Genomic DNA, 16,900 nt, shown 5'->3' with positions numbered 1-16,900 from the left:
ATACACCAACTGATGGGGAGCAAAGTATGTATGTCCAATACACGCTGCACGAATGGGTAGGAGTGCCACCCGATATAGCTTTTACGGAAAATTTAAAGGAAGCAGTAATAAATACTTTGAGAAGCGAGCTTGAAGGTCAAGCTGATCCGCAGTTGGGAATAATTATAGCTGTTCTAGACGCAGAAATAGAGGGTGACGGAATCCTACTATCTGAAGATCCTAACGTGTATTTTCCTGTTAAATACACATTAATATCGTATGAGCCCCTGCAGTTAGAAGTTGCTAAAGGAGTAGTTAGAGATGCAAGAGATTTCGGACTTTTTGTTAGTTTGGGCCCTATAGATGGTTTTGTTCATAGAAGTCAAATAATGGATGAAGACGTTGAATTTATACAAGAAAGAAGGGGGTTTAAGGGAAAAGAAACTGGTAGGCTTATAGAGGCAGGAGATATAGTTAATGTAAGGATAACTCAAATAAGCAAGGCATCTAAAAGGTCAGGCTTATTTAGAATAGGATTAACTATGAGACAGCCTTATCTTGGAAAGAAGGAATGGTATAAGGAAACAAAGCAAGTTGAGGATAAAGAGCAAAAGTAATAAATTTATTTAATTATAAAATTTTAAAGGGTGTAAATTTTGGGGGAGGTAGTAGATTATAGCGAATTCTCTAAGATAGATTTAAGAGTTGGTAAAATATTAAGTGTGGAATTAGTCCCAAATAGCAGGAAGCTCCTCAAACTTACAGTAGATCTAGGAACTGAACAAAGACAAATATTAGCAGGTCTACAAAAATGGTACAAACCTGAAGACCTTGTAGGAAGGTTGGTTATTGTAGTTGCGAACCTTAAGCCAAAGGTTATGGGAGGTCTAGAAAGCCAAGGTATGATACTTGCTACACCGTGCGGGGAGGATCAAAAACCTGTTATATTAACGCCTTTAGAACCTGTAAACCCAGGCTCTAAAGTCTGTTAGAAAGATTTATTGGGTTTATTTTAAATACAATATTGGGGCCCGACAATGAAGAGGGTTTTAAGTGAAGAGGATATAAATGATTTCGAACCCACGCCTGGAGCCGGGCCCTGTATTGAAGAATTTTTCGGTAACAATGAAGATGTACAGGAAATCAATAGTATAAGCAAAAACAGGGAAAACGATTATATTGATGCTTTAGTTTATGATAACAAAATTTCATTTTATTTAAAGCTTTTTAATGGCATTGATTGCCTTCATATAATGTATGGAGTTATGGAGTCCTGCGAAGAGAGTGAAAAGGATTTTTTGATAAAACTGGCTGATGAACCAGAAGTATATAAAATAGTAGTTCAAGGGAATTGCGTTAGGCTTATAATTCCTTCAACTCCATTATTAAGGGTAGCTAAAATTATGGAAAAAGCAAAAATAAATTCAAAGGAAATAATAGCTTACAGGTTTTCAGACCAAGGTGATGAAGTTAATGAATCTGCGTTTCAAAGTTAATTCATGGTTAGGCAAAGATGTATATAAAGAATTGTTAAGTTTTTCAGATTTTATAACTAGGAAAGAAGGAGTATCAATATTTGAAATAAACGAAGACAAGATGAAAAATAATAACTATACTCCAATAGACGTTATTGAGAAATTGAAGGAACTTGAAGATGTAATAGATAAGAATGATTTAACTAATATAGAAAATTTTTTAAAAGACTCGATAGGAGTTAGTTTAGAATATGATGGAAGGTTCATTATACTGAGATCTAAGCTTTTTTTAAAGCCCTACTTAGAGGATTTTAAAGCAAAAGGAAAATATAATAGTACACATAAATATTATCAATTTGAACCCTTTTTATATTTAGACTTAAAAGAACACTTAATTTCTAGAGGGTTAATAGTTGATGATAAAACCGGCATATTTATAGAAAATAAATTGCCTAGACAATTAAATTTTAATGGTGAATTAAGAGACTATCAAGAAGAAGCAGTAAAAGCTTGGGTATCTAATAAGAATAGGGGAGTAATAGTTTTACCTACAGGCTCGGGAAAGACCATTGTAGCTATAAATGCTATGATAAGGTTAAACGTACCAACTCTTATAGTTGTTTACACAAAAGAACACATAAGGCAATGGGAAGATTCTATAAAGAAATTTACTGATGCAGGCGGATTGATAGGCTCGTATTATGGTGATGAGAAAACAATCCTCCCAATAACTATTACAACATATCAAAGCGCATTTAGAAATATTGGTTTATTCTCTAAAAAGTTTATGTTATTAATATTTGATGAAGCTCATCATTTACCCGCTGAAAAATTTAAGGCGATAGCTATGAAAATGCCTTCTCCATATAGGATGGGACTTTCCGCTACTGCTGTAAGGGAAGATGGAAAACATGAGGAGATATTTCCCTTAATTGGCGGCATAATATATCAAAAATCTCCGAGCGAGTTATCAGAAGAGGGCTATTTGGCACCTTTTGTTATAAGGAGGATAAGGGTTGAGCTAAATAAGGAAGATATGAATAAATATGATGAGCTTAGGAAGCTATACATTAATTATAGCAAAGGGAGGAGCTTTGATGAAATATTGGAAGCAGCAAGAAGAGGAGAAACAAATGCAATAAAAGCGTTGAAAATAAAGTCCCAAATGCAGCAGATTATACAAAAGAGCAGTGCTAAAATAGAAAAAGTTATTGAGATAGCTAAAAATGAACTAAGCAGGGGCTCTAAAATAATAATATTTACTCAGTATAGAGATCAGGCTGAAGAGCTTGCTAGCAAATTAAATGCATATTTGATACATGGGGGTATAGATGAGAAGAACAGGTTAGAAACGCTATATAATTTTAAGAATTCTAAGTCAGGCATATTGGTTATTACAACAGTTGGCGATGAAGGTCTAGACATACCGGACGCAAATGTAGGCATATTTGTTTCTGGAACTGGATCGAGAAGACAGTTTTTACAAAGGCTTGGAAGGCTTTTAAGGCCTGCACCGGGAAAGAAATCAGTTCTATATGAAATAATTGCTAGCAGAACTAGCGAGGAAGCACAATCTAAAAAAAGGAGAAGTGGAATATAGTGATAGTATTACCACACCTTGCAGAGGGTTTCTAATGCAAAAAATGGAATTTTTTGATAACCTTTAGATTAAGCGGATTTCATAGCGTTGCTGACTAATTTTGGCAATTCGAAAGGAGTTTTAGCAACCTTTATGCCTACGCTTTCAAGTCTCTCTACTTTGTCTTTATATGTTCCTGAGCCAAGCATTATTATAGCTCCTGCGTGGCCCATTCTCTTACCTTCTGGAGCAGTTCTGCCAGCTATGAAAGCTACTACAGGCTTTGTGAATATTTTCTCTTCGACCATTTTAGCAGCTCTTTCTTCCGCATCTCCCCCTATTTCACCTACTATTATTAATGCCTTAGTTTGTGGATCCTTTTCATAATGTTCCATGACTTCAGTAAAAGTTAGTCCTATAACTGGATCCCCTCCTATTCCAATAACTGTTGATTGTCCGATGCCGGCCCTTGATAATGCATAGCTGACTTCATATGTTAAAGTACCGCTTCTAGATGCAATACCTACTGGTCCTGGAGTAAATACATGAGACGGCATTATGCCAACTTTTGCCTTTCCTGGTGTTATTGCACCTGGACAATTAGGTCCGATTACATTAACCCCTTTAGACTTTGCATAGTTTATAAATTCAAGCGAATCATGAACAGGGATGTGTTCGGTTATAACGACAACTAGTTTAATGCCTGCGTCTACAGATTCGTAAACAGCATCTGCTGCAAATTTTGCAGGTACAAATATTATTGATGTGTTTGCCTCGGGATGTTCTTTAACAGCTTCTATAACGGTATCATAAACCGGAACGCCATATACATTCATACCCCCTTTTCCAGGGGTAACGCCTGCAACTATTTTAGTTCCATAATCTAACATGAGTTTAGTATGAAATGAACCTTCGTTGCCAGTTATTCCTTGTACGATTAATCTTGTATTTTCATTAACTAATATACCCATTTCATATCACCCTTATTTATTAACTACAACTTTAACAGCTTCTATCGGGTCATTAAAAGCTTCTATACCGGCTTGTTTTAATATTTCTTTTCCTTGCTCTTCATTTGTACCAGTTAGCCTAATTACTATTGGTTTTTTAACTTTTGATTCTTCCAATGCCATGACTACACCTTTAGCTACTTCATCAGCTCTTGTTATCCCTCCAAACATGTTTATGAATATTTTTTTAGCTTTTGGATAGTCCAGTAAGAATTTAACGCAAGTCTTTACATGCTCTGCGTCGGCTCCTCCTCCCATATCTAAGAAGTTTGCAGGTTTTCCTCCATATTCATAAATTAAGTCCATCGTAGTCATAGTAAGTCCAGCACCATTACCCAGAACTCCAATGTCACCATCGAGTTCAACAAATGCTAGGTCAAGTTCGTGAGCTTTAATTTCAAATTCAGTGTTTTCTCCAAGCCTCTCCTTTTCAGTCTTTGCATAGTTCTCATGCCTATACAATGAATTATCATCTATCGTTATCCTGAGGTCTAATGGTAAAACTTTGTCTTTTAGATAGGCTAATGGATTGCTCTCAGCTAACTCTGCATCATATTCTATAAATGCTTTATATAGTGTTATCAAGAACTTTTCGAAACTGCTTAATGCCTTACCCGTTATTCCAATACTCTTACCTATAATTCTAGCTTCATAACTTCTTAAACCTATAACTGTGTTGATTGGATACCTTATTATACTTTCAGGCTTAGTTCTTGCAATCTCTTCTATATCAACGCCTCCGTATTTTGATGCTAATACTAATGGGGTTCTTAATGATCTGTCAATAACTATACCGACGTATAGCTCATTTTCATGAGGTATAGCTTTTTCAATTAAAATGAATGAGGGCTTTATTCCCTTTATTGGCGTCTCAAACAATGTTTGAGCTGTTTTTACAGCCTCGCTGACAGAATTAACTAATTTAATTCCTCCTGATTTACCTCTTCCAGCAACTAATACTTGAGCTTTAACTACTAATGGAGGTTCTATGTTTGCCTCTTTGATCTTTTTTTCTATATCGTCTCCCTTTTTTATTAAAACGCTTTGAGGTATCTCAAAGCCATAATTTTTTATTATCTCTTTTGCTTCAAACTCGAACAGCTTCAATCGTTTCACCTATTGTATCATTCTTGAAACTTAATTAAATTCTTTTATCGAGATTTTTATTATATATGGAATTAAGATATGACAAAAGAGTAAGAAAAAGAATATATAAGCGATAAACTTAACATTTAATATTGGAAACTATGGGTGTATATGGTGAACAGGAGACGTAAGCAATCAGAGAAAGAAGATCTATACAGGACGGATTTTCACAGACTTAGTTCATATCCTACATATAGGGATACAAACGATAAAACAATGTTAAGTCAAGGGGATTTGATAAAAGTAACTATAGGAAATATGGATGAAAACGGTAGAGGTTTGGCTTTATACAAAAATTATAAGGTTTTTGTTAAGGGTGAAGTATATCCTGGTGATAAAGTCAATGTAAGAATAGAGTCTATTAAAGGAAACACTATAATAGGGACTGTAGAACAGGTGGAGGAGAGGAATAGTTGAGTAATAATGAGTGTAGGCCGACCAAAGATTTTATAAGGAATATAGTTAATAATGTTGTTTCAGATTATTCTAGTAAAATATCATCAAATATTATAGAGGAAATTAAAAAGAAAATAGGATATGCTGAGGCAAAATATAAGTTTAGCATTTATGGTGGAGATCCTCAGAAAATAATTAATTATTTACAAAGTGAGGAATGGAGTGACCTAGTTTCTTATACAAGATCGCTTCACATAGAAGATATTTTGAAAACAATTTTAGAAAGGCTATATAATGAATATAAAAATAGTTGTGGTAATGTAGCAGAATTTGCAAAGAATCTTTCGGATTCTTTTAACCTTAGCCAAGAAAAAAGGGAGAATATAAGTTTAGATTCAATTATTAATTCGCTAAAGCTGTATGGTTATCAACCTGAAGTTATGGAAAACGAAGTCTCATTTAAAGATGGTAATGTAAATGTTAGGATAATAGTTGCAAACGGTTCTCTTTCATATATAGTATGCAAAGAAGGTAAGGCCCAGAACTTAGATACTATAATGGCAAGAACAAATAAAATAAAAGAAATATAGCCTGCATTATTGAATTTTAAATTCCATGAAGGAAACTTTTGATTTGCTATGTAATTAATTAATTTTTTATCAACCCCATCTTTAAATTGGTTTTTTATTTAATTATAAAAGATGAACTTTAAAACATTTATAAATTATTAGTAAATAGGATGAAAGATTTGGAGCCAACTGATTCGTTAATAGGGGTTGTTGGTAAGACCAATGTTGGAAAATCTACTTTTTTCAGTGCTGCAACAGAAATAGACGTCCCCATAGAAAACAGGCCTTTTGTCACAATAGAGCCAAATGTAGGTATTGGTTATGCAAGAAGAAAATGCGTTCATATAGAACTTGGTTTGCCAAAATGTGATGCATCTAATAGCATATGCGAAAGTGGGGAAAGGCTTATACCAGTAAAAATGATGGATGTTGCAGGTTTAGTTCCTGGGGCTCATCAAGGGAGAGGCTTAGGAAATAAATTTCTTGATGATTTGAGGAGGGCAGATGTTTTTCTGTTGATTGTTGATGCAAGCGGTTCAACTAGTCCTGAAGGAATAGTGTCAAGACCAGGAACATATGACCCTGTAGAAGAAATAAAATTCGTTATAGATGAAATCGATGAATGGATATATCAATCTGTAGAAAGGGATTGGGATAAGTTTTTGAAACAATATAGTATTGGCGCAATAAAAGATTCTCTAGAAGAATTTTCACAAAGATTATCTGGTTTTGGAATTTTGAAGGAACAGATAGAAGTAGCATTGGATCACTTAAAGATATCGCCTAATGAACTATTTAAAATAAATAAACAAGATTTAAAAAACCTACTAAAAGAAATTAGAAGGCTTACTAAACCTATGGTAATAGTTGCAAATAAGATTGATATATCTGGTAGTGAAAAAAATATTGAAAAAATTAAAAATACTTTTAAAGAATATCCTGTAATTCCAGCTAGTGCGGCTGCTGAGCTGCTATTAAGGAAGCTAAGGAAAAAGAAGGTCATAGAATATATACCAGGAGATCAAGATTTTAAGTTAAACCAAGTAGAAGTTGATAGCAAGACAAAAAGTGCACTGGAGTTGGTTAAGCAAAACATTATGGAAAAATACAAAGGAACTGGTGTAATACAAGCAATAAATGAAGCTCTATTTAATTCTTTAAAGTTAATACCGGTATATCCTGTTGAGGATGTAAATAAATACACTGATAAGAAAAATAGAGTTTTACCTGATGTAATATTAATACGTAAAGGTTCTACAGCAAAAGATTTAGCTGGTAAAATTCATAGCGATTTAGCAAAAACTTTTCTTTACGCTATAAACGCTAAGAGCAAACAGAGAATTGGTGCAAGTTATTTATTAAATGAAAATGACGTTATTAAAATAGTTGCAACCGCAGGTAAAGGTTAAGAAAGCAGCTTTTTTGCCCTATTAATAGTACCGCTTGTTCTTATCGGTATTATTAATATATCATTATTATCTATTTTTCTCAATAATGCCAGCGACGATATAAGGTAATCAATGTATATGTGTTTAATTCTTATTATGCCTCTGTTTGTAACATTATTAAAATATATTAGTTTTAAATAGGAATCTGCGAGGTTCGTTGTCCCAAATAACTCCTTATATTTCTCTCTGATAGCATTTTCCAGTAGGCCTGCATCTATTTGTTTTGATGAAGCTATTTCAAAAACTAAATATCTTTTTCTAGGCTTTTTTATGTTTGACTTCTTGGGTATTAATAAAAAATTTTTTGATAATGTGTTAAAGTAATATTTGTTTAGAATGTATGTAATTAATGTGCTAATAATAGCTGAAGCAATAATTGCTAATAGGATAGAATATAAAAAGTAAAAATTCATTATTTATTTTTACCTCTTCCTTGTTAGTTTTCTCGCCTCTCTTTCTGTTTCTCTTAAGATTATTATATCTCCTATTCTTACTGCACCCATCACGTTTCTTGTTATTATCCTACCCTTATCCTTACCTTCAAGGATTCTAACTCTCACCTGTGTAACTTCCCCCGCTACCCCTGTTCTACCTATTAATTGTATCACTTCTGCTGGATATCCAAGTTCTTCTATTATTTGTGAATCTTGGGCTGTCTTTTCTTTCTTTTGCTCACTCAAACTTTTCACCTTATATTAAATTAAATAGAACCCTTAATAAGCGTAGCTTTAAAATTTTAAAAATAAAATAATTTTAATCTTTCCTGCTTTCTGGTAAGTAATCAATTGATTTTTTAGCAAGCCTTATTGCAGTATTAAATATATGGCTCCCTCTCTCTGCCGATAGTCTGAGCTCATCGTCCATTTCTTTTGATGCTAATTTTAATCCTTCATATAAAAGCTGCTCTGCTAACATTTCTATCATCGAAGTTCTTCTAGAAATAAGCTTATCCTTTGTTTTTCCGATTTCTTTTATATAATTGAAATGATCTTCTAAAGCCTGCGTTAGATCCTCTATTCCCTTTCCCATAACAGCGCTTGTTCTAATTAATCTGGGTATCCAATTCGAATCGCTAGACCCTATATCACCCTTCTCTAAGGCAAAAGAAAGATACTCATATGTTTTACTTGCTTCTTCTTTATCATCTTTGTTTAATACATATATATCCCCTATTTCCATAACTCCAGCCTTTAAGGCTTGTATATCATCTCCAGCCCCAGGCATTGTTACAACTACTATTGTATTTGCGACGCTCATTATGTCTACCTCTGATTGGCCAACACCAACGGTTTCTATAATTATTTTGTCATAACCGAACGCGTCAAAAGCCTCTATCATAGTTAATGCTGCTAAGCTTAGGCCTCCTTTTAATCCCTTTGATGAAATGCTTCTAATAAAAACTCCAGGATCTGTGGCATGCTCTTGCATTCTTAACCTATCGCCTAATAGAGCCCCTCCACTTATTGGGCTGCTTGGATCAATAGCTACAACTGCTACCTTATATCCTCTTTTTCTTAAAGATGTTATTAGCCTTGAAATCAATGTGCTCTTTCCTGAACCAGGTATGCCGGTAACTCCTATTATGTGCGCTTTTCCAGCCATTTTTGCAAGTTTTTCCAATAAGCTTTCAGGCATTGTATAAGGATTTTCTAAATAACTTAGAATTTTTCCAATCGATCTTAAGTTACCCTTTGATGCCTTATCAAGTAATTCATCCAAATTTAATTCAGAGACAGACAATTAATCCAACCTCTATTTTTCTGCTTTTTTCTTTTCCTCTGCCAATCTCCTAACAACATCGACGATCCTGTTTAAGCTTTCTCCAGGTAAGAACACTTCTTTAACACCTATTTTCTTTAACTCATCTACATCTATAACTGGTATAGTTCCTCCAACAACAACGGGTATATCTTCAGCTCCTGCATTTTTAAGTTCTTCCATAAGTTTGTTCATGTGATGTATGTGAGCTCCACTTAATATGCTTACTCCTATTACATCAACATCTTCTTGCAAGGCTGCTGAAACTATTTGCTCTGGGGTTTGCCTTATACCTGTATATATTACTTCAAACCCTGCATCTTTTAAAGCTCTTGCTATAACTTTAGCTCCCCTATCATGGCCATCAATTCCTAGCTTTGCAACTAATACCTTATATTGATATTTAGTATATTGGAGGCTCAACATATGATCCAAACACCTCTTTTAATGCACTGATTATTTCACCTAACGTTGCTTTAGCTTTTGCTGCTTGCAATATATAGGGCATCAAGTTTACATCTTTTTCTGCAACCTTTCTTAGCTCGTTTAAAGATCTCTCCCACAATTCTTTATCCCTTTCACTTCTTATCTTTCTTATCCTGCTAATCTGCCTTCTCTCTATTTCTGCTTGATCAAATTCAAGTAATGGAACATTTCTGATTTCATCTACTTGATTATCTTCAAAAATGTTAACGCCTACTATATATTTTCTTTTTTCTTCTACTTGTCTTTGATAGTTATAGCTTGCTTCCGTCAACTCTCTTTGTGGGAATCCCTTTTTAACAGCTTCTAGCATGCCTCCAAGCTTTTCTATTCTATCTATATAATTCCAAGCTTTTTCTTCGATCTCATCAGTAAGCCATTCTACATAATAGCTTCCGGCTAAGGGGTCTATGGTATCGGCTATACCTGATTCATAGGCAATAATTTGCTGAGTTCTTAAAGCTATTTTAGCTGCAAATTCGCTTGGTACCCTAAAAGGTTCGTCAAAACTGTTTGTGTGTAAACTTTGAGTTCCTCCTAGAACAGCTGCCATAGCCTCAATTGTTGTTCTTATTATATTGTTCCAGGGCTGTTGTGCAGTTAAAGAAACACCAGCAGTTTGAGTGTGGAACCTCATCCACATGCTTCTTTCTTTTTTAGCATGGAACCATTCTTTCATAATTTTTGCCCACATTCTTCTAGCGGCTCTAAACTTTGCTATCTCTTCAAAGAAATTTATATGAGAGTCCCAGAAGAAGCTTATTCTATGGGCAAATTCATCTACATCTAGTCCTCTTGAAATTAATTGTCTTACATATTCAATTCCATCAGCTATTGTAAAAGCTAATTCTTGGACAGCAGTTGAGCCAGCTTCTCTTATATGATACCCACTTACACTTATTGGGTTCCACTTTGGTAAATTTTTAACGCTCCACTCTATTAAATCCATGCTGACCCTTACTGCAGGCTCTGGTGGAAATACATAGCTTTTCTGCGCTATGAATTCCTTTAAAGGATCGTTTTGCGTCGTTCCCCCTATTTTATCGTATGGAACTCCTTGCATTTCTGCGACTCCAACATAGAAGCTTAACAAAACTGGAGCTGGAGGATTAATTGTCATGTTAGTCGTAACTTGTCCCATATTTATTCCATCAAACACTATCTTCATATCTTCTATTGTAGGCACGCTTACCCCTACAATACCAACTTCTCCCTCAGCCATTGGATCATCAGGGTCTATTCCTATTAATGTAGGATAGTCAAATGCAAGGCTAAGTCCTGTTTCTCCGTGCTCTATTAAAAACTTTAATCTTTTGTTAGTTTCTTCAGGCCCTCCGAAGCCGCTAAACATTCTCATAGTCCAAAGTCTTGCTCTATACATAGTTGCGTGTATTCCTCTTGTATAAGGATAGTTTCCCGGGAATCCCAACTTAGCATTGTAATCGAAATCCTCCAAATCAGCAGGCGTATACAAAATCTTTATTGGTATGTTACTTAGGTTAGTAAACTCTTTTTCACGCTCGGGCACTTGATTTAACCAATTTTGAAGAGTTTCTTTTTCCCATTTTTCAAAAGAGTTTTTAATCTCATTTAGTGACTTTTTGTCATATAAATTACCCATTACTCTCCCCATATTTAAATCGTATTACGAAAGTTTTATAATTATTTATGAACTTAATATATATGTGCATCATAAAGAGGATACAATTGTTTCATTAAGATAATTAAATAAGGTTTTAAAAATAAAATAAAGCGGGGGCTTAATGATGGTTAAGCTTTACTCAGAAATATTAAGTAAAGAAGTTGAGGTACCTGATAAACCTCAAAAAATAGTAAGTCTATCTCCAGCTATTACAGAAACCTTATATTTGATAGGGGCTGGAGATAGGGTTGTTGGGGTAAGTTTTTTCTGTAATAAACCTCCTGAAGTAAGTAAAAAACCAAGGGTTGGGGCATACTTAAATGTTAATTATAATTTATTAGAAAAACTATCTCCAGAGCTTTTATTAGTTACTACTGGAGCACAAAGGGAAAGAATTGAAGAACTGGAATCTAAGGGCTATAAAGTTTATCCCATACCTTTACCAGTAAACATTTATGGAATTCTTGATAATGTTATGATTACAGGTATAGTTGTAAATGAGATTGATAATGCTAGAGAGCTTGCATATAATCTTACAGAAAAATTAACAAAACTAAAGAATGTTCTTAAAGGTATTAGGATTTATTATGAAATAGATTTAGGAGGTCCTGTTAGTGTAGGGGCTCATAGTTATATTGGAGACGCTTTTAAATTTATGGGAATGTCTCATGCATTTGAAAACGAAAGAGTTCCATATGTAATAAATCCTGATCCAAATTCTATAATAAATTACAACCCGGATGTAATAATTTATGAACAAAAATTGGGTGAAAACGCTACAGTCGATAAATTTATACAAAATTTGGAAAAAAGAAATATTAAAGGAATAAATGCAGTTAAAAATAAAAACATTGTAATAATGGAATATGATAGTCTAGCTCATTATGGTCCAAGCTTCTTTGATGCTGCAACGAGACTTGTTAATAGAATAAAGGAATTAAAATTCTGACCTCCTCCCCGCCCTAAAGGACGAGGCTTTCAGTTGTAATTCTAATAATATTGAAGAAAGCAACAGGTAAAGTCCTATCATCAATAAAGAAACTCCTATCTTTTATTGTAGAACATAACAGAGTATCATCCGTAAAAGGGGTGTAACCCTCTAGACCTCAGGAAACCCTTTGGGGGCTGAATCCTTTCTCATGTTAATAGAAATCTTTTTTTTACCTATTTATTATCAACTAATATTGTAGAGAGATTGCTGAGACATAAGGATGGACAAAGATTGTTTATCAACCCGATGGGGGCAATGCCCCAAGGGTTGGTGTTTGCGAAAGGGGGAAGGAAAAGGGCTGGAGATGTGACCCTCGTGCCGTTGGGGTCGAAGGAGTCCCATGACCCACCTACCACAAGTGGGTGGTTGAGGGCTAAGTCCCTACACTTGATCATGATTGAAGATAAAATGATTGAAATGAAAGTGTAGGAACAAACGGTCAGTTAGTGTTTTATAGGATTATTCTAAATATAGCTTATCTAAAACATTATTTATATCAACTAGCTTATATGTTTTTAAAGCGTTTAACTCTATTTGCTTGTATTCATCATTACCATAGATTTTTATAGCATTCTCCAAATAATTTGAAAATTCTTCAAAATCTTTCTCATCTATTTCTTTTGCTGTTGGGTCTGTATAGAAATTTATTAAATCTTTAATGTCTTGGCCAAAAAGCCATCCATTTTCTCCATGCTTTATTACTTCTAGGGCTCCTCCATCTTTTGCACCTATAACAGGAACTCCGTTTGCCAGTGATTTCATATATGAAGTTCCACAAGCTTCCCATCCTGAAAACGGAGTAAAAGTTTGTATATCGCTACCCGATATCAGAGTTTTTGCATTTAATGCGTCATAATTGTGTATATGAACTACATTACTATATTTCTTTGAAAGCTTCCTGAATTCTTTTAAATAGTTCATTCCTTCTTTATCATTTGGATGGGCCTTTCCCCCTATAACAAATATGGCATCTTTGCTTAAGCTGCTTTCTTCAATAAATTTTATTATAAAATAAGGCCTTTTATATGATGTAAGCCTCCTCAACCAAATAACTACCGGTTTCTCATCTATTTTGACATCAGGTTTATAATTTTTCAGCAAAAATCCTAATTCTGTTTTAGATTTTACATGAGCCTCCCAAACATCTTCTTTTTCCAATTTTTCTATTTCTTTAGATTTGAGTAAATTTTTAATGTAATCGCTAACCCATCTATCAAGGTTTACACCATTTGTTACATGGGTTATCTTATCTTTATATTCTTCGAAAACTTTTTTTGTTATTTCTTCATGTTTTGCAGATACAGTGTAGGATGAAACAGAGTTTTCAAAACCAATTTTAGTAAGCATTATAAATTCGTCACTGGATTTATAACCAAATTCTTCAAACAGTATTGGAGATGGATAAACTGGGTGTCCCCAAGGACCTGGAGTATGGGTGGTAAACCTATAGTTTTTAAATTCAGGTAAGGCTAAAGTTAATAAAGATGTATAAGCTTCTTGTAGATCTATGTTTTTCACTTTTTCAATTCCAATTACGTTTTTTATATAATAAGCAGCTGACTTAGCCAAAAATATGTATTTATAGATTTTTTCTTCATAGCTATTCTCGATATATAATCTATCGCAAAAACCTCTAAAGAACTCTGGGCATAAAGATTCAAAAAACACTACTTTGCTTACCCCTTTTTCATAAACCCAAGGTCTAATAAATACAATTTTGGATTTTAACGTTATTTGAAATTCGGCTTCAGGCTTTAATATTGATTCCAGAGGATATGGTTGTGATTGAGGCATAGGTATGGGATTATCGTTTTCATCAAAGGTATAATCTACATAACCTTTTTTATATAATATCGTTAGGACGTAATATTTTAAATTCCTTGATGCTGCAGCATAAAACTTATCTCCTTCTAATATGCCTAGCCCGCCTGCATAAGAATATATTTCATCTAAGGCAACTTCAGGCGTTACTGATATAATTACATCGTTTATCAATCGCTATTCACCACCAGCTATACTTGGAAAGCCTCACTTTTTAGAGTGAGATGCAGTCAGCTTTTAACAGGTATAAATTTGTTAACTTAATATTTACTTAAATGGTTTTATGAAAAATTTTAAAATTATAATGTATAGATAAAATTAAGATTAAAATTTTAAATTAACTAAAGCTAACGGGGTTTAGGTTGAATTTAAACGAAAATACAATTAAGAAGTTGTCATTCATAGTAGGATTGATATTAGTTTTGGGCATCTCATATATGGTAGGTTCTTCTGCATACCATATTGCTATAACAACAAGTGGTGGAGGCTATAACAATTCTTACATAAGTGATGAAATTTATTATGTTGACAGCGCAAGAAGAATTTTAGTTAACGTATTCGGCTATAAAGGCCAATTATATCCATATAGTGGTGAAACTCAGCCTAACTATTATAATTTTGAACACCCACCCCTAGCTAAATATATAATTGCATTATCTATGGCAACATTAGGAGATAAGCCAATAAATTGGAGAATACCTAGTATAATATTAGCTTCCTTAATACCATTAATAATTTACCTTGGCTTGTCTATAGGTAAAGACATTAAATGGATTTTTCTAGGAGCGCTGGCAGCTCTCATTGCTTCATCAGACAAAATATTAATTGTAATGGGCTCAGTTGCTCTATTAGATATATATGCTGCCTTCTTTTTAACGATAGCAATAGTGTTTGCTTACAGAAAAAATCTTCTATTGTCAGCTGTTTTTATCGGGTTAGCCTCTGCATCAAAGGAAACAGGATTGTTTGGCGTATTAGCTCTTATAATTTTATCCTTTTCTCTTTATGGTAAAAAATTCTTAGCAATAAAAAAGATTGCAGAAATAATATTGATTGTTATAGCCGTCGTTTTAATTTCCTATATTCCATTGTTTTATCATTTTGGGGTATTAAATATAATTCAACAAACTATTGGTGGCTATAAATGGGATCTTCAAAGCAGACCTCCAGGTCCTCCAACTAGTACTCCAAGTGGATGGCTATTTAATGTAGATCCCTTCATCTTATCATATTCTCCTTTATTAGAAGCAGACACAACACCTATTATTGAAGTACCTGCAATGGTTTCTGCCGTAAGCATTTTTATTAGTTGTATTCTTTATAAAAGAAAATATTGTTATAATGCAGGTGTAGTATTTTATATATCGATATTTTTAGGATTTTGGATTGTTTACTTAGTCGGGAATCATACTCTTTATAGCTTTTACTCTGTAATATTAACACCAGCGGCAGCAATTGCGTTGGTAGAAGCAATAAACATAATTATGGGTGGGTTAATTGGAAAAACTGAAAATAACACTAGTTCAGTTTAGAAGGAGACCTTTAGCAGAAGAAAATTTATGGACAGCTATTTCTTTAGCTAAGAACGAAAAACCCGACTTGGTTATTTTTAGCGAAAATTGGTTATCGAGTAGACCTATTAATATAGATGATTACATCTATTATATAGAAAAAATAGGAAATATTTTAGATTCAAATATCCTTGGAGGGATTCAATATGTTATTGAAAATGAATTAATAAAAAGTATGGGAATAGCATATATTGATAAAAAATCTGTAAGGATGTGCGAGAAGATAAATCCATCGAAAGCTGTTGGAGAAAGAGAAATATTAGTTAAAGGGAAATATATTGAGCCTATAAAAGTAAATAATTGGAAAATAGGTTGCATAGCATGCGTTGACATATTTTATCCTGAGATTTCTAGGTTGCATGCAATAAATATGGCTGATATAATATATAATCCGGCTAGTATTTCAGGAGAAAGCATTAAACTTTGGCATTCAGTTCTTCAAGCAAGAGCTGCAGAAAATGTAGTATATTCTATTGGTGTTAACAATACTAATACATTATATCCTGATCAAAGGATAACTGCAGGAGAAAGCATAGTTTTTAATCCTCATGGAGACAAGCTGGTAGAATTGGGTAGCGAAGACATTGCGATAACAATTTTATTGGATTATGACTATTTTGATTTTGTTAATAGACGTTGGGCTTTCAGAGAAGACTTCATCAACAAATATTCTGGTGTTTATAGATCGATTCTTAAGGAAAATGATTAAGATTATATTAATGTTGCTATAGCATATTTGTATGAACAAAGCTATATTCTTTACAAATGAAAGCCTCGCTCTTTAGGGCGGGGATGAGAAAAGCTTATAAGGGCTATTTCCTTATTAGTTATCTGGCGGTAAGTAGTGGTAAAACTTAAATGCCCTAGGTGTGGATATGTATGGGACTACAAGGGTAAGAAACAATATTATGCAACATGCCCAAATTGCATGAGAAAAGTCAATATAGCTAAATACAAGGTTGAGTAACTATGTCTATGGGCAATGAGGGTTTACTAACCTTAACAGTTAATGTAAAGGTTAGCCCTGAGCCC

At 33.7% G+C, this 16,900-nt stretch carries 19 protein-coding genes and 1 pseudogene; 12 read left to right on the top strand and 8 right to left on the bottom strand.

The window, feature by feature from the left end:
* Positions 1 to 26: 26 nt before the first annotated feature.
* From RXO53_RS01230 to RXO53_RS01215, 4 genes are read left to right on the top strand one after another with little or no spacing between them, the layout of a single operon-like run.
* Positions 27 to 596: a DNA-directed RNA polymerase gene (locus tag RXO53_RS01230; protein WP_410712461.1), complete on the top strand. Its 570-nt coding sequence runs from the start codon at positions 27 to 29 to the stop codon at positions 594 to 596.
* Between the two features lie 39 nt (positions 597 to 635).
* Entirely contained in the window at positions 636 to 971 is a 336-nt protein-coding gene (metG, locus tag RXO53_RS01225) for a methionine--tRNA ligase subunit beta (RefSeq protein ID WP_410712460.1), read from the top strand.
* Between the two features lie 45 nt (positions 972 to 1,016).
* The gene (locus tag RXO53_RS01220) at positions 1,017 to 1,475 is read left to right on the top strand and encodes a hypothetical protein (RefSeq protein ID WP_410712459.1); all 459 of its coding nucleotides are present in this window, start codon (positions 1,017 to 1,019) and stop codon (positions 1,473 to 1,475) included.
* Entirely contained in the window at positions 1,444 to 3,054 is a 1,611-nt protein-coding gene (locus RXO53_RS01215) for a DEAD/DEAH box helicase (RefSeq protein WP_410712458.1), read from the top strand. The genes RXO53_RS01220 and RXO53_RS01215 overlap by 32 nt, the downstream gene beginning before the upstream one ends.
* Positions 3,055 to 3,122: 68 nt before the next feature.
* Here RXO53_RS01215 and sucD read toward each other — a convergent pair whose 3' ends face one another.
* Both sucD and sucC read right to left on the bottom strand, forming a co-directional pair.
* Complete coding sequence (gene sucD, locus RXO53_RS01210) at positions 3,123 to 4,004, bottom strand: succinate--CoA ligase subunit alpha (RefSeq protein WP_410712457.1); 882 nt, start codon at positions 4,002 to 4,004, stop codon at positions 3,123 to 3,125.
* A 12-nt stretch (positions 4,005 to 4,016) separates the two neighbouring features.
* The gene (gene sucC / locus RXO53_RS01205) at positions 4,017 to 5,159 is read right to left on the bottom strand and encodes an ADP-forming succinate--CoA ligase subunit beta (protein WP_410712456.1); all 1,143 of its coding nucleotides are present in this window, start codon (positions 5,157 to 5,159) and stop codon (positions 4,017 to 4,019) included.
* 144 nt (positions 5,160 to 5,303) lie between these two features.
* Between sucC and RXO53_RS01200 the strand changes: the two genes are divergently transcribed.
* The 3 genes from RXO53_RS01200 (at position 5,304) to RXO53_RS01190 (ending at position 7,563) form a co-directional block, all read left to right on the top strand.
* Positions 5,304 to 5,606: a TRAM domain-containing protein gene (locus RXO53_RS01200; protein WP_410712455.1), complete on the top strand. Its 303-nt coding sequence runs from the start codon at positions 5,304 to 5,306 to the stop codon at positions 5,604 to 5,606.
* Entirely contained in the window at positions 5,603 to 6,175 is a 573-nt protein-coding gene (locus tag RXO53_RS01195) for a hypothetical protein (RefSeq protein ID WP_410712454.1), read from the top strand. The genes RXO53_RS01200 and RXO53_RS01195 overlap by 4 nt, the downstream gene beginning before the upstream one ends.
* Before the next feature lie 149 nt (positions 6,176 to 6,324).
* On the top strand, positions 6,325 to 7,563 hold the full coding sequence (locus tag RXO53_RS01190; protein WP_410712453.1) for a redox-regulated ATPase YchF: 1,239 nt from the start codon (positions 6,325 to 6,327) through the stop codon (positions 7,561 to 7,563).
* Here RXO53_RS01190 and RXO53_RS01185 read toward each other — a convergent pair.
* From RXO53_RS01185 to RXO53_RS01165, 5 genes are all read right to left on the bottom strand, one after another.
* A complete protein-coding gene (locus RXO53_RS01185) occupies positions 7,560 to 8,015 on the bottom strand; it encodes an Rpp14/Pop5 family protein (RefSeq protein ID WP_410712452.1) in 456 nt (151 codons plus the stop codon). The two genes, RXO53_RS01190 and RXO53_RS01185, sit on opposite strands and share 4 nt — an antisense overlap.
* Before the next feature lie 9 nt (positions 8,016 to 8,024).
* A complete protein-coding gene (locus RXO53_RS01180; protein ID WP_410712451.1) occupies positions 8,025 to 8,291 on the bottom strand; it encodes a 30S ribosomal protein S28e in 267 nt (88 codons plus the stop codon).
* Positions 8,292 to 8,355: 64 nt separating this feature from the next.
* Complete coding sequence (gene meaB, locus RXO53_RS01175; RefSeq protein WP_410712450.1) at positions 8,356 to 9,342, bottom strand: methylmalonyl Co-A mutase-associated GTPase MeaB; 987 nt, start codon at positions 9,340 to 9,342, stop codon at positions 8,356 to 8,358.
* Between the two features lie 12 nt (positions 9,343 to 9,354).
* Complete coding sequence (locus tag RXO53_RS01170; protein WP_410712449.1) at positions 9,355 to 9,786, bottom strand: cobalamin B12-binding domain-containing protein; 432 nt, start codon at positions 9,784 to 9,786, stop codon at positions 9,355 to 9,357.
* On the bottom strand, positions 9,764 to 11,464 hold the full coding sequence (locus RXO53_RS01165; RefSeq protein WP_410712448.1) for a methylmalonyl-CoA mutase: 1,701 nt from the start codon (positions 11,462 to 11,464) through the stop codon (positions 9,764 to 9,766). Before RXO53_RS01165 ends, RXO53_RS01170 begins: the two co-directional genes overlap by 23 nt.
* Before the next feature lie 145 nt (positions 11,465 to 11,609).
* On the opposite strand from RXO53_RS01165, the gene RXO53_RS01160 reads away from it, so the two are divergent.
* Both RXO53_RS01160 and RXO53_RS01155 read left to right on the top strand, forming a co-directional pair.
* On the top strand, positions 11,610 to 12,434 hold the full coding sequence (locus RXO53_RS01160; protein WP_410712447.1) for an ABC transporter substrate-binding protein: 825 nt from the start codon (positions 11,610 to 11,612) through the stop codon (positions 12,432 to 12,434).
* A 269-nt stretch (positions 12,435 to 12,703) separates the two neighbouring features.
* Positions 12,704 to 12,905 (top strand): annotated as a pseudogene (locus RXO53_RS01155) (hypothetical protein); the annotation flags it as partial.
* A gap of 30 nt (positions 12,906 to 12,935) precedes the next feature.
* Here the strand turns inward: RXO53_RS01155 and RXO53_RS01150 are convergent.
* On the bottom strand, positions 12,936 to 14,471 hold the full coding sequence (locus RXO53_RS01150) for a glycosyltransferase (RefSeq protein WP_410712446.1): 1,536 nt from the start codon (positions 14,469 to 14,471) through the stop codon (positions 12,936 to 12,938).
* A gap of 188 nt (positions 14,472 to 14,659) precedes the next feature.
* On the opposite strand from RXO53_RS01150, the gene RXO53_RS01145 reads away from it, so the two are divergent.
* The 3 genes from RXO53_RS01145 (at position 14,660) to RXO53_RS01135 (ending at position 16,835) form a co-directional block, all read left to right on the top strand.
* On the top strand, positions 14,660 to 15,829 hold the full coding sequence (locus RXO53_RS01145) for a glycosyltransferase family 39 protein (protein WP_410712445.1): 1,170 nt from the start codon (positions 14,660 to 14,662) through the stop codon (positions 15,827 to 15,829).
* Positions 15,795 to 16,577 carry a carbon-nitrogen hydrolase family protein gene (locus RXO53_RS01140; protein ID WP_410712444.1) on the top strand — a complete coding sequence of 261 codons (783 nt, stop codon included), beginning with the start codon at positions 15,795 to 15,797 and terminating at the stop codon, positions 16,575 to 16,577. Before RXO53_RS01145 ends, RXO53_RS01140 begins: the two co-directional genes overlap by 35 nt.
* 135 nt (positions 16,578 to 16,712) lie before the next feature.
* A complete protein-coding gene (locus RXO53_RS01135; RefSeq protein ID WP_410712395.1) occupies positions 16,713 to 16,835 on the top strand; it encodes a hypothetical protein in 123 nt (40 codons plus the stop codon).
* Positions 16,836 to 16,900 lie beyond the last annotated feature (65 nt).

The organism is Caldisphaera sp. (genome assembly GCF_046536515.1).
In the GTDB taxonomy this organism is placed as follows: domain Archaea; phylum Thermoproteota; class Thermoprotei_A; order Sulfolobales; family Acidilobaceae; genus Caldisphaera.
This window is presented reverse-complemented; position numbering and strand designations above follow the sequence as displayed.

Bases quoted from the DNA above. Each gene is read 5' to 3' on its own strand.
- RXO53_RS01230 (WP_410712461.1), top strand. From the start codon at position 27: ATGTATGTCCAATACACGCTGCACGAATGGGTAGGAGTGCCACCCGAT.
- RXO53_RS01220 (WP_410712459.1), top strand. From the start codon at position 1,017: ATGAAGAGGGTTTTAAGTGAAGAGGATATAAATGATTTCGAACCCACG.
- RXO53_RS01215 (WP_410712458.1), top strand. From the start codon at position 1,444: ATGAAGTTAATGAATCTGCGTTTCAAAGTTAATTCATGGTTAGGCAAA.
- sucD (WP_410712457.1), bottom strand. From the start codon at position 4,004: ATGGGTATATTAGTTAATGAAAATACAAGATTAATCGTACAAGGAATA.
- RXO53_RS01190 (WP_410712453.1), top strand. From the start codon at position 6,325: ATGAAAGATTTGGAGCCAACTGATTCGTTAATAGGGGTTGTTGGTAAG.
- RXO53_RS01185 (WP_410712452.1), bottom strand. From the start codon at position 8,015: ATGAATTTTTACTTTTTATATTCTATCCTATTAGCAATTATTGCTTCA.
- RXO53_RS01170 (WP_410712449.1), bottom strand. From the start codon at position 9,786: ATGTTGAGCCTCCAATATACTAAATATCAATATAAGGTATTAGTTGCA.
- RXO53_RS01165 (WP_410712448.1), bottom strand. From the start codon at position 11,464: ATGGGTAATTTATATGACAAAAAGTCACTAAATGAGATTAAAAACTCT.
- RXO53_RS01160 (WP_410712447.1), top strand. From the start codon at position 11,610: ATGGTTAAGCTTTACTCAGAAATATTAAGTAAAGAAGTTGAGGTACCT.